The organism is Phycicoccus endophyticus (genome assembly GCF_011326735.1).
GTDB classification, from domain to species: Bacteria; Actinomycetota; Actinomycetes; order Actinomycetales; family Dermatophilaceae; genus Phycicoccus; species Phycicoccus endophyticus.
The window spans coordinates 230,980-242,867 of sequence record NZ_JAANCN010000002.1 but is presented as its reverse complement, the minus strand read 5'-3'; the positions used below and the strand labels follow the sequence as shown (position 1 = coordinate 242,867).

Here is an 11,888-nt window from a genome sequence, read left to right as displayed (position 1 = left end):
GCGGGCCGGGTCTCCTCGTCACTTGACCGCGACGGCAGCGGGGATGTGCTGGGTCCCGATCCGCTTGCGGAAGGTGTAGTAGGTGTAGGCGGTGTAGAGCAGGACGATCGGCGTGAAGACCAGGGCCGCGCCGGTCATGATCTTCAGCGTCAGCGGGCTGCTCGAGGCGTTCTCGATGGTCAGCGAGCGACCACCGGTGAGCGAGCTCGGCATGACGTCGGGGTAGAGGGCGAGGAAGTACGTCGCCACCGCCATCGCCGCGGTGACCGCGGTGCCGACGAAGGCCCATCCCTCCCGGCGCTTGGTGTTCGCGAAGATCGCCCCGAGCAGCGCGCCGGCCGCGATGACCGTCGTCACCCAGGACCACACCGAGCCGGTCGAGACGCCGAGCCACAGGAGGGTGACGACGGCCAGGCCGGCCGCGACCAGGCCGAGCGTCGTCCCCATCCGGCGGGCGTCCTCGCGGATCGTGCCCGTGGTCTTCAGGGCGAGGAAGAACGCGCCGTGGGTCAGCGAGAGGGCGAGCACGGTGAGGCCGCCGAGCAGGCTGAGCGGGTTGAGCAGGGTGAACAGGTTGCCGGTGTACTCGCTGTCGCCGTCGAGCGGCACGCCGTGCACGACGTTGGTCAGCGCCACGCCGACGAGGAACGGCGCGACGACCGAGCCGCCGATGATCGCCCAGTCCCACCGCGCGCGCCAGGTGTCGTCGTCGCGCTTGCCGCGGTACTCGAAGCCCATGTTGCGCACGATGAGCGCGACGAGGACGAGGAGCAGCGGCAGGTAGAAGGCGGAGAACATCGTCGCGTACCACTCGGGGAAGGCCGCGAAGGTGGCGCCACCGGCGGTGAGCAGCCAGACCTCGTTGCCGTCCCAGTGCGGGCCGATCGTCGTGAGCATGACCCGGCGGCGCTTCTCGGTCTCGACCGCGTCGCGGCCGGCGCCGAGGGCCGGGAGCAGGGCGCCGACACCGAAGTCGAAGCCCTCGAGGACGAGGTACCCCGCCCACAGGAGGCCGATGAGGCCGAACCAGACGAGCTGCAGAGTGTCCATGTCAGTAGTCCCTGGTGTCAGTAGGCGAACTGGAGGGGGGCGTCCTCATCGGCGTCGGCGTGCTCGGAGGGGTCCTCGTAGGGGTCCGCGCCACGCTTGACGTAGGTGAGGAAGAGCTTGACCTCGACGACCGCGAGCGCGGCGTAGACGAGGGTGTAGACGACCATCGACACCCACACCTCCCCGACGCTCACCGACGGGGAGACCCCGGTCGCCGTCGTCATGAGGCCGTAGACGAGCCACGGCTGGCGGCCCATCTCGGTGAAGATCCAGCCGAAGCTGTTGGCGATGATCGGCAGCAGCGGGGTGAGCACGGCGACCCAGGTCCACCAGCGCGACTGGGGCACACCGCCCTTGCGGGTGGTCCACAGCGCCATGGCGGCGAAGATCATCGTGAGGAAGCCGAAGCCCATCATCAGCCGGAAGGTCCAGTAGGCGACCGGGATGATCGGCGTGTAGTCGTCGTCGGCGACGAGCACCGCGACGTCCGGGCCGTACTGGTCGGCGACCTTCTGGGCCATCTCGCGCTCGGTGACCTTCAGGTCGTTGATGCCCTCGACCGTGCCGTCGAAGCTGCCGGTGCCGAGGAAGGAGAGCAGGCCCGGGACCTCGATGATCCGGGTGGCGCTGCTGCCGTCGAGCGCACCGATGGACAGCACCGAGAACGGCGCGTTGGACTCGGTGTCGTAGAGCGCCTCGGCCGCGGCCATCTTCATCGGCTGGACCTCGGTCATGATCTTGCCCTGGACGTCGCCGGAGACGACGACCCCGACCGAGGCCACGAGGGCGACGACCGCGCCGACCCGGACCGCCTTGCGGTAGACCGGCTCGTCGTCGGTGCCGCGGTCACGCCGCAGCAGCCACAGCCCGACGCCCATGATCACGGCGCCGCCGACCATGTAGGCCGACAGGACGACGTGCGGGAAGGTCACGAGCTGGACCTTGTTGGTGAGGACGGCGACGAAGTCGGACATCTCGGCGCGGCCGGTGTCCGGGTTGAACGTGTAGCCGACCGGGTGCTGCATGAACGAGTTCGCCGCGAGGATGAAGTACGCGGAGAGCACGGTGCCGATGTGGGTGAGCCACATCGTGCTCGCGTGCAGCTTCTCCGGGACGCGGCCCCAGCCGAAGACCCAGACCCCGAGGAAGGTGGACTCGAGGAAGAACGCCAGGAGGGCCTCGAACGCCAGCGGGGCGCCGAAGATGTCGCCGACGAAGCGGGAGTAGTCCGACCAGTTCATGCCGAACTGGAACTCCTGGACGATGCCCGTGACCAGCCCGAGGGCGAAGTTGATGAGGAACAGCTTCCCGAAGAACTTGGTCAGCCGGTAGTACTCCGGGCGGTGCGTGCGGACCCACTGGGTGTGGAAGTACGCGACGACCCCGGACATCCCGATCGTCACGGGGACGAAGAGGAAGTGGTAGACGGTCGTGATGGCGAACTGCCATCGAGCGACGTCGAGCGAAGATCCCATGTCCTGGCTCCTGGCGAGGGGTGATGTACGACGTGACGTAGTACAAACTACACGGTGTCGTAGACCTCGGTCGCGCTCGCGCCGTGATCCGCCCCACCCGGCCGGCGTCGAGTGCGCAAGTGGTGGCCGGGGCAGCCGGGTGCGCACTCGCGGTGGGGGCCCGCGGGTGGTGAGTGCGCAAGTGGTGGCCGGGGCAGCCGGGTGCGCACTCGACGCCGGGAAGGCCGGGGAGGCCGGGGGCCGGGGGAGTCAGGCGTCGGGGTAGCCGCGGGGGTTGCGCGACTGCCAGCGCCAGGTGTCGGCGCACATGTCGTCGACCGTGCGGGTGGCCCGCCAGCCGAGCTCGGCCTCGGCGCGTGCGGGGTCGGCGTAGGAGGCGGCGATGTCCCCGGGCCGCCGGGCGACGACCTCGTAGGGCAGCTCGTGCCCACAGGCCCGCTCGAAGGCGTGCAGCAGCTCCAGGACGGAGGTGCCGTGGCCTGTGCCGAGGTTCCACGTCGAGACCGGGGCGCTCGTCTCGCCGAGCCGGTGCAGCGCCGCGACGTGCCCGGCGGCGAGGTCCTCGACGTGGATGTAGTCGCGCACCCCGGTGCCGTCGGGGGTGGGGTAGTCGTCGCCGAACACCATGAGCTTCTCGCGCCGCCCCACGGCCACCTGGGCGATGAACGGCATGAGGTTGTTCGGCACGTCCGAGGGGTCCTCGCCGATCGTCCCGGAGGGGTGGGCCCCGACCGGGTTGAAGTAGCGCAGCAGGGCCACCCGCCACGTCGGGTCGGCCGCGGCCACGTCGCGCAGGACCTGCTCCTGCATGACCTTGGTCCAGCCGTACGGGTTGGTCGCCGAGGTCGGCAGGTCCTCGTGCATCGGGACGGGCGCGTCGGCTCCGTAGACGGTGGCGGAGGAGGAGAAGACGAGCCGGCGCACGCCGTGGCGCCGCATCGCGCGCACGAGGGAGAAGGTCGACCCGAGGTTGTTCTCGTAGTACTCCAGGGGCTTCTCGACGCTCTCGCCGACCGCCTTGAGCCCCGCGAAGTGGATGACCGCGTCGAAGCGCTCGTCGGCGAAGAGGTGCTCGGTCTTGTCGCGGTCGGTCAGGTCGAAGGAGCGCACGTCGAGCGGCTGCCCGGTGAGCGCCTCGACCCGCCCGACGACCGTGGGCTTGGCGTTGGCGAAGGAGTCCACGACGACGACGTCGTGCCCGGAGCCGACGAGCTGGACGACGGTGTGGGACCCGATGTAGCCGGCACCGCCGGAGACGAGGACGCGCATGGCGACGACCCTAGCCGCCGGCGAGCGCGCGGTGGCGGGTCGTCAGTCGTCGTCGGGGAGGACGACGTTGAGCACCCAGGACACGAGGGTGATGACGATCGCGGCGCCGATCGCCTGCCACCAGAACTCGTCGATGGAGAACGAGAGCCCGACGGCGTCGCTGATCCACTCGGTGATCTGGAGCATGAAGGCGTTGACGACGAACGTGAACAGCCCGAGCGTCAGGACGACGAAGGGGAAGGAGAAGAACTTCACGACCGGCTTGATGACCGCGTTGACCAGGCCGAAGAGGAGGGCGACGAGGACGATCGTCACGACCTTGGTCGTCCACGTCGTCTGGTCTGCGGCGAGGTCGACGCCGGGCACGACGAGGGCGGCGACCCAGAGGGCGACCGCGTTGATGCCGACCCGGATGAGGAAGTTCGTCACGTCACGATCATGACAGGTCCGCGCGCCCGCCGTCTCGGGGCGCCACCGCGCCGGGGCGGACGCCGGCTCACATCTCCTCGTGGGTGTCGGGGTCGCCGCCGAAGAGCCGCCCGTCCGCGCGCCCGAGCGCCGAGACCGCGGCGACCTCCTCGGCGGTCAGCCGGAAGCCCGTGACCTCGAGGTTCTCGCGCTGGCGGTGTGGCGTGGCCGACTTCGGCAGCGGCATCGACCCGAGCTCCAGGTGCCAGCGCAGGATGACCTGGCCGGGCGTCACGTCGTGCGCCCGGGCCGCGGCGAGCACCGGCTCGGCGTCGAACGGCGCCTGCCGCTTCCCGAGCGGGCTCCAGGCCTGGGTGAGGATGCCGAGGCGGGCGTGCACGGCCCGCATCCGCTCCTGGGGGAAGAGCGGGTGCATCTCGACCTGGTTCAGGGCCGGCGTCACACCGGTCTCCTCGATGACCCGGGTGAGGTGGTCCTCGGTGAAGTTGCTGACGCCGATGGTGCGCACCAGGCCCTCCCGCTGGGCCTCGACGAGTGCCTGCCAGGCCTGCGGGTAGAGGCCCCGGCCGGGGTTCGGCCAGTGGATGAGGGCGACGTCGATCTGCTCCACCCCGAGCCGGGCGGCCGAGCCGCGCAGCGACTCCAGGGCCCGCTCCCGCTCGTGGTCGCGCCCCGGGACCTTCGTCGCCACGGTCACCTGCTCGCGGGGGAGCCCGCTGCGGCGCAGGGCCTCGCCGACCTCGGCCTCGTTCTCGTAGTTGACCGCGGTGTCGAGGTAGCGGTACCCGGCCTGCAGGGCGGAGACCATGGCCGCGACGCCCTCCTCGCCGCGCAGCGGGTAGGTGCCGAAGCCGACGAGGGGGAGGGACGTGCCGTCGGCGAGACGGTGGGTGGTGCTCTCGGCTGTCATGCCGGTCCACGCTACGCGGCGGCGGGGGCGCCGGCGCGCCCGCACCTACAGTGGGAGCCATGACTGCCGTCCCCCCCGCCCAGGGCGCCGCCGACGGTGCCCCGGTGCGCCTGCGCGGTGCCCTCGACGCCCTGCCCGTCTACACCCCCGGCCGGCCCGCGACGGTGCGCGAGGGCCTGACCGCCTACAAGATCAGCAGCAACGAGAACCCGTTCCCGCCGCTGCCCTCGGTGCTCGAGGCCGTCCGGGGTGCCGCGGGCGGGGTCAACCGCTACCCCGACCTCGCGGTCGCCGAGCTCACCGAGGCCCTCGCGGCGCACCTGGGGGTGCCGGCGCAGCGGATCGCCACCGGCCCCGGCTCGGTGGGGGTGCTCGACCAGCTGGTCCGGGCGACGTGCGACGACGGTGACGAGGTCGTCTTCGCGTGGCGCTCCTTCGAGGCCTACCCCATCCTCACGACGCTCGCCGGGGCCCGGCCGGTCATGGTGCCGCTCGCTCCCGGTGCCCGGCACGACCTCGCGGCGATGGCCGACGCGGTGACCGAGCGGACCCGCCTCGTCCTCGTGTGCACCCCGAACAACCCCACGGGGACCACCGTCGGGGCCGCCGAGCTCGAGGCGTTCCTCGACCGGGTGCCCCCGGAGGTGCTCGTCGTCCTCGACGAGGCCTACCTCGAGTTCGTCGACGCCCCGGACGCCCCGGACGCGATGGCGCAGCACCGGGCCCGGCCCAACGTCGTCGTGCTGCGCACCTTCTCCAAGGCCTACGGGCTCGCCGGGCTGCGGGTGGGGTACGCCGTCGCCCACGAGCCGGTGGCCCGGGCCCTGCGGGCCTGCGCGCTGCCCTTCGGTGTCAACTCGCTCGCGCAGGTGGCGGCGGTGGCCTCGCTCGAGGCGGCCGACGAGCTCGCCGTGCGGGTCAAGGAGATCGTCGCCGAGCGCGAGCGGGTGGTCGCCGCGCTGCGGGAGCAGGGCTGGGAGATCCCCGACCAGCAGGCGAACTTCGTGTGGTTCGACCTCGGGGAGGAGACCCCGGACTTCGCGCAGGCCTGCGACGCCGAGGGTCTCACCGTGCGCCCCTACGGCCTCGACGGCGTCCGCGCCACGGTCGCCGAGCCCGAGGCCAACGACCGGCTCCTCGAGGTGGCCGGGCGCTTCCGGCGGGCGCGGCACGGCTGACCCGCCGTGCCGGGCCCCGGCAGGGCAGGATGGCCGGCGTGCGCGTTCTGCTCACCGGCGCGGCCGGTTTCGTCGGGACGGCGACCTGGCGCCGGCTGGTCACCGCCGGCCACGACGTCGTCGCCGTCGACCTGCTCCTGCCCGAGGCGCACGGGCCCGGGACCCGCGAGCACCCGCCCGGCGGCCTGCACGTGCTCGACACCCGTGAGGCGCCGGCCTGGGGCGACCTCCTCCAGGGGGTCGAGGTCGTGGTGCACCTCGCGGCGATGGTCGGCGCCGGCGCCAGCGCCGCCGACCTGCCGGCCTACGCGGGGCACAACGACCTCGGCACCGCGGCCGTCCTCGCGGCGATGCACGCCACCGGCGTGCGCGGCGTCGTCCAGGCCTCCTCGATGGTCGTCTACGGCGAGGGTCGCTACTCCTGCCCGGAGCACGGTGCCCAGGCGCCCGGGCCGCGCACCCGCGAGGCCCTCGACGCCGGCCGGTTCGACACCCCGTGCCCGGTCTGCGCGGGGCCGCTCGACTGGGAGCTCGTCGACGAGGAGGCCCCGCTCGACCCGCGCTCGGCCTACGCCGTGAGCAAGGTGGCCCAGGAGGGGTACGCGGCGGCCTGGGCGCGCCAGTCCCCGGGGTCCGCCGTCTCGCTGCGCTACCACAACGTCTACGGGCCGGGGATGCCGCGGGACACCCCGTACTCGGGCGTCGCCGCGATGTTCCGCTCCTCGCTCGAGCGAGGCGAGCCGCCGACGGTCTACGAGGACGGGCGCCAGATGCGCGACTTCGTCCACGTCGACGACGTGGCCCGGGCCACCGTGGCCGCCGCCGAGGCCGTGCTCACCCGGCCCCGGGCGACGCACACCGCCTACAACGTCTGCTCCGGCCACCCCGTCGCGGTGGCCGACGTCGCCCGGCACGTCGCCGCCGGCTCGAGCCGGCAGCTGCACCCCCGGGTCACCGGGCAGTACCGCATCGGCGACGTCCGCCACGTCGTGGCCTCGCCCGAGCGGGCCCGGGCCGAGCTCGGGTTCACCGCCCGGGTCACCCCGCAGGAGGGGCTGGCCGCCTTCGCCACGGCGCCGCTGCGGCCCTGAGCCCGGGCTCGCCGGCCGACCGGGTCACCACACGGTGTCCACGGTGTGGGCGAGGAGCAGCCCCAGGACCGCCTGCGCGGGCAGCCCCCACCGGCGCCAGCGGGGCGGCAGCCAGAGCACGCCGAGCATCAGCCACGGCAGGAACGGCAGCCAGATCCGCTCCACCTCGGCCTTGCTGAGCAGGGAGACGTCGGCGAGGAGGACCATCGCGCCGCCGGCGGCGAGCAGCGGCCCCGCCGCCCGCTCCCAGGGTGCGGCGGCCGCCCGGCCCGCCCGGGTCGTCAGGCGCCACACCGGCGCGGCCGCTGCCCCCACCCCGGCCGGCAGCAGGAGCCCCGCGGCGAGCACGAACGCCCCGAGGTTGCCCACGACCCAGTAGCCCGCGGGCCGGCTGCTCGCGAGACCCGCCCGGTAGCGGTCGTGGAGCACCGGGAAGGCCTCCCACCACGCGAACCCCGCCGCCGCGACGCCGAGGACCACCGCGAGCGCCGCCCCCGCGCACAGCGCCCCCGCGACGGCCCGGGCACGCCCCGGGACGCGCGCCGCGAGGAGCACACCGACGGCGAGCAGCCCGGCGAGGACGAGCCCGTAGGACTCCATGACCGCCCAGCCGAGCAGCAGGCCCGCGACGACGGCGAGCGCTCCTCGGCGGACCCCGGTGGCCGCGGTGGCCGCGGCGAGCGCCGCCGCGCCCCAGGCGACGGTCGCGGCGAAGACCGCGTCCGCGGAGACCGCCATGAGCACCGCCGCGGGTCCGACGGCGAGGAAGGGCAGCAGCGTGCGGGCGCTCGCGCGCGCCCCGAGGCGGTCCAGCGTGACCGCGACGGCCGCCGGGACGCTCGCCCCGACGGCGACGACGACCGGGCCGGCCGCCTGCCACGCCCCGAGGCCCAGCCGGTCGAGCGCGACGAAGACGAGGACCGCCCCCGGGGGGTGCCCCGCGAGGTGGACCGGCCAGTGCCGGGGTGCGCCCAGGGGGATGCGCGTGACGTACTCCCGCAGCAGCTGCCCGACGTCGTCGACACCGCGGGCGCTGCGCAGGTACTCCGTGCCGGCGTCGAGGATGCGCCCCATCCCGGCGTAGCCGTCGACGAGCGCCAGGGAGACCATCCACCCGGCCGCGAGGAGCCAGGACGCCGCGAGCAGCCGACGCCACGACATCCGGTCGGCAGAGCGGCGCAGCCCGGGGTGGGCGGTGAGCGCGACGACGCCGAGCGCGACGGCGCTCGAGGGTCCGACGCGCACCATCCAGTCCCCGAGCAGCGGTGCCGCGGTGCCGGCGGTGACCTCGAGCCCGAGCACGGGCGGCAGCAGCATCGAGACGGAGACGAGGAGCAGCCCCACGCCGAGCCCCCACCGGGCCCCCCGGCCGGTGCCACGGCGGGGGGGCGCGGAGCGGGCGGCGGGCATCCGCCCAGCATGCCGTGCCCCCACCCCGCGGCCGGTGGCCCGCGAGCGGGCCGACCCTCGACGTCACGGGACCGTAAGGCCCGCAGCCGGTGCCGCCCGGGCCCCACGCACCTAGGGTCGCCAGGGTGACGACGACGTGCGACCTCGTGCTCCCGTGCCGGGACGAGGCGGCGGCCCTGCCCGGGTTGCTGGCCCGGGTGCCGGGCGACTTCCACGTCGTCGTCGTCGACAACGGCTCACGCGACGGCACCGCGCAGGTCGCGCGGCGGCACGGCGCCACCGTGGTGTCGGAGACCCGGGCGGGGTACGGCGCAGCGGTCCACGCCGGCGTCGTGGCGGCCCGCGGTGAGTACCTCGCGGTCCTCGACGGCGACGGCTCGATGGACCCCCGCGAGCTGCTGCCCCTGCTGGCGCTGGTGCGCTCCGGTGCGGCGACGATGGCCGTCGGGCGCCGCCGCCGCGCGGCCCGAGGGGTGTGGCCGTGGCACGCGCGGCTCGGGAACGCGGCGGTCCTCGCGTGGCTGCGCCGACGCACCGGGCTCACCGTGCGCGACATCGCCCCGGCCCGGGTCTGCCGGCGCCAGGACCTGCTCGACCTCGGGGTGCAGGACCGGCGCTTCGGCTACCCGGTCGAGCTGCTCGTGCGCGCCCGGCGCGCCGGCTGGACGATCGTCGAGCACGACATCTCCTACCACCCGCGGGCCGCGGGGACCCGCTCGAAGGTCTCCGGCTCGCTCAGCGGGACGCTGCGGGCGGCGCGCGACTTCGCGCGGGTGCTGCCGTGAGGGGCAGCATCCTCGTCATGGCCAAGGCCCCGGTGCCCGGCCGGGCCAAGACCCGCCTGGCCGCGGGCGTCGGGGACGAGGAGGCGGCCGAGCTGGCGGCCGCCGCGCTGCTCGACACCGTCGAGACCGCCGCCCGGGTGTGGCCCCGCGGGCGACGGGTCCTGGCGCTGGCCGGGGACCTGGCCGGCGCCACCCGCGAGGCCGAGCTGCGGGCCGCCGTCGCGGACTGGCACGTCGTGCCCCAGGGCGGCGCCTCCTTCGCGCAGCGGCTCGTCGACGGGCACCGTCAGGCACACCGGCTCGCCGGCGGGCCGGTCGTCCAGGTCGGGATGGACACCCCCCAGGTGACCCCCGCCGTCCTGCGGGGCGTCGCGACGCTGGCCCGCGAGCACGCCGCCCCGGTACTCGGCCCGGCGCTCGACGGTGGCTGGTGGGTTCTCGTGACGACCCACCCGCACCAGGCCCGCGTGCTCGCCGGCGTCCCGATGAGCCGGCCGGACACCGGCCGGCTCACCGCGGCGGCCCTCGACGCGGCCGGCCACCCGCCGCTCGAGGGGCCCCTGCTGCGCGACGTCGACGAGCTCGAGGACGCGGTGGCCGTGGCCGCGCAGGCGCCCCGGACCCGCTTCGCGCGGCGGTGGCGCGAGCTGGTGCGGCGGTGAGCGGGTCAGCGGTCGGGGAGCGGAGGCTGCGCGGGGTCGCCGGCCGGCTCGAGGCGCTGCTGCCGCGCCCGCAGGACTTCCCGAGCCCGCTGCGGGGACCGCGGACCGCGGCCCGGGTGGGCGGGTGGCTCGGGGCGGCCTTCCTCGTGTGCTTCGCGACCGGGCTCTACAGCCACCTGCTGCAGCACCCCGTGGCCTGGCTGCCGCTGCCGACCCGCCCCGCACGTCTGTACCAGGTGACCCAGGGGCTGCACGTCGCCTCGGGCACCGCGGCGGTGCCGTTGCTGCTCGTCAAGCTGTGGTCGGTCTTCCCCCGGCTGTTCGTGCGCCCGCCGCGCGCGCCGCGCCGGCTGCTCGGGCACCTGCTCGAACGGGTCTCGGTGGCGGTGCTCGTCGGCTCGTGCGTCGTGCAGCTCGCGACCGGCCTGGCCAACAGCGCCCAGTGGTACCCGTGGGGCTTCGACTTCGTGCGCACCCACTTCGCCCTCGGCGCCGTCGCGGCCGGGTCGGTGCTCGTCCACGTCGCCGTCAAGCTCCCGCTCGTGCGGGCGGCGCTCGAGCAGCGGGTCGAGGACCGGCCGGAGCGGGCGGGGGCACCCTCGCGGCGCTCGCTGCTGCGGATGACCTGGCTGTCGGCGGGGGTGGCGGTGCTCGCGACGACGGCGGCCGGGGTGCCCGGGCTGCGGCGGGTCGCCGTGCTCGCCGTGCGGTCGGGGGCGGGGCCCCAGGGGGTCCCCGTCAACCGCAGCGCGGTGGCCGCCGCGGTCACCGACCTGGCCGCCGACCCGGGCTGGCGGCTGCTCGTGCGCGGGCCCGCGGGCAGCACCCGGCTCTCCCGCGAGGATCTGCTCGCCATGCGGCAGCGCACGGCGGTGCTCCCGATCGCCTGCGTCGAGGGCTGGAGCGCCAGCGGCACGTGGGGCGGGGTGGCGGTCCGTGACGTCGTCGCCCTCGTCGGGGGCACACCGCAGGACGACGTCACCGTCCGCTCCCTCCAGCGCCGAGGTGCCTACCGCGAGAGCACCCTGCCCGCCGCCTGGGTGGCCCGGGACGACTCGCTCCTCGCGCTGACTCTCGGCGGGGAGCCGCTGCACCCCGACCACGGCTACCCGTGCCGGCTCATCGCACCGGCGCGCTCCGGGGTGCTGCAGACCAAGTGGCTCGGCGAGGTCGAGGTGGTCCGGGCGTGAGCGCCGGGCGGGTGGTGCTCGGGCTGGCCGGTGCCGCCCTGGTCGGCTGGGGGCTGGTGCTCCTCGCGGGGCTCTCCGGTCAGCTCCTCGAGATCGCCGCGTGGCTCGCCGGCGGCATCGTCGTCCACGACGCGCTGCTCGCTCCGCTCGTCCTCCTCCTCGGCGCCCTCGCGGCGCGGCGGGTGCCGTCGTGGCTGCGCCCGCCGCTGGTCCGGCTGCTCGTCGTCCTCGGCCCGCTCACCCTCGTCGCGGTTCCCGTGCTCGGGCGCTTCGGTGCGCGCGCGGACAACCCGACGCTGCTCGACCGCCCCTACCTCGCCGGCTGGCTCGTCGTCGCCGCCCTGGCCGTGCTCGGCACCGCGCTCGACGCCGCACGCCGCCGGCGCGCCGTCGCCGGGCCGGTCCCGCCGCCGACACCCTGACGCCGGCCCCGCAGCGA

The 11,888-nt window shown here is 75.0% G+C and carries 12 protein-coding genes; 6 read left to right on the top strand and 6 right to left on the bottom strand.

Translation table 11 applies throughout. The annotated features are described in order from the left end of the window. Positions 1–18 precede the first annotated feature (18 nt). The 5 genes from cydB to G8D98_RS04165 all read right to left on the bottom strand — a co-directional run bounded on the left by cydB (position 19) and on the right by G8D98_RS04165 (position 5,133). Positions 19–1,050 carry a cytochrome d ubiquinol oxidase subunit II gene (gene cydB / locus G8D98_RS04185; RefSeq protein ID WP_166099497.1) on the bottom strand — a complete coding sequence of 344 codons (1,032 nt, stop codon included), beginning with the start codon at positions 1,048–1,050 and terminating at the stop codon, positions 19–21. Positions 1,051–1,067: 17 nt separating this feature from the next. Continuing rightward, the gene (locus tag G8D98_RS04180; RefSeq protein WP_166099495.1) at positions 1,068–2,525 is read right to left on the bottom strand and encodes a cytochrome ubiquinol oxidase subunit I; all 1,458 of its coding nucleotides are present in this window, start codon (positions 2,523–2,525) and stop codon (positions 1,068–1,070) included. A gap of 249 nt (positions 2,526–2,774) precedes the next feature. Next, positions 2,775–3,794, bottom strand: coding sequence for a UDP-glucose 4-epimerase GalE (gene galE / locus G8D98_RS04175; protein WP_166099493.1), 1,020 nt, complete (start codon positions 3,792–3,794; stop codon positions 2,775–2,777). A 42-nt stretch (positions 3,795–3,836) separates the two neighbouring features. After that, positions 3,837–4,223, bottom strand: a complete 387-nt coding sequence (locus tag G8D98_RS04170; protein ID WP_166099491.1) for a phage holin family protein — start codon at positions 4,221–4,223, stop codon at positions 3,837–3,839. Positions 4,224–4,290: 67 nt separating this feature from the next. After that, positions 4,291–5,133, bottom strand: a complete 843-nt coding sequence (locus G8D98_RS04165; RefSeq protein WP_166099489.1) for an aldo/keto reductase — start codon at positions 5,131–5,133, stop codon at positions 4,291–4,293. A 59-nt stretch (positions 5,134–5,192) separates the two neighbouring features. Here G8D98_RS04165 and hisC point away from each other — a divergent pair, with 59 nt between their 5' ends. Together hisC and G8D98_RS04155 are read left to right on the top strand one after the other, a co-directional pair. Next, a complete protein-coding gene (gene hisC, locus G8D98_RS04160; RefSeq protein ID WP_166099487.1) occupies positions 5,193–6,311 on the top strand; it encodes a histidinol-phosphate transaminase in 1,119 nt (372 codons plus the stop codon). A gap of 29 nt (positions 6,312–6,340) precedes the next feature. Further along, positions 6,341–7,402: an NAD-dependent epimerase/dehydratase family protein gene (locus G8D98_RS04155; RefSeq protein WP_223179076.1), complete on the top strand. Its 1,062-nt coding sequence runs from the start codon at positions 6,341–6,343 to the stop codon at positions 7,400–7,402. Positions 7,403–7,426: 24 nt separating this feature from the next. On the opposite strand, the gene G8D98_RS04150 is transcribed toward G8D98_RS04155, so the two are convergent. Next, positions 7,427–8,812: a hypothetical protein gene (locus tag G8D98_RS04150; RefSeq protein ID WP_166099482.1), complete on the bottom strand. Its 1,386-nt coding sequence runs from the start codon at positions 8,810–8,812 to the stop codon at positions 7,427–7,429. A gap of 125 nt (positions 8,813–8,937) precedes the next feature. Here G8D98_RS04150 and G8D98_RS04145 point away from each other — a divergent pair, with 125 nt between their 5' ends. Genes G8D98_RS04145 through G8D98_RS04130 form a run of 4 tightly spaced genes read left to right on the top strand, consistent with a single transcriptional unit; the run spans position 8,938 to position 11,871 of the window. Beyond that, on the top strand, positions 8,938–9,597 hold the full coding sequence (locus tag G8D98_RS04145; RefSeq protein WP_166099478.1) for a glycosyltransferase family 2 protein: 660 nt from the start codon (positions 8,938–8,940) through the stop codon (positions 9,595–9,597). Continuing rightward, positions 9,594–10,259 (top strand): TIGR04282 family arsenosugar biosynthesis glycosyltransferase, encoded by a 666-nt coding sequence (locus tag G8D98_RS04140; RefSeq protein WP_205859698.1) that lies wholly within the window; start codon positions 9,594–9,596, stop codon positions 10,257–10,259. Before G8D98_RS04145 ends, G8D98_RS04140 begins: the two co-directional genes overlap by 4 nt. Further along, a complete protein-coding gene (locus G8D98_RS04135; RefSeq protein ID WP_223179078.1) occupies positions 10,256–11,449 on the top strand; it encodes a molybdopterin-dependent oxidoreductase in 1,194 nt (397 codons plus the stop codon). Before G8D98_RS04140 ends, G8D98_RS04135 begins: the two co-directional genes overlap by 4 nt. Then, positions 11,446–11,871, top strand: coding sequence for a hypothetical protein (locus G8D98_RS04130; protein ID WP_166099474.1), 426 nt, complete (start codon positions 11,446–11,448; stop codon positions 11,869–11,871). The genes G8D98_RS04135 and G8D98_RS04130 overlap by 4 nt, the downstream gene beginning before the upstream one ends. Positions 11,872–11,888 lie beyond the last annotated feature (17 nt).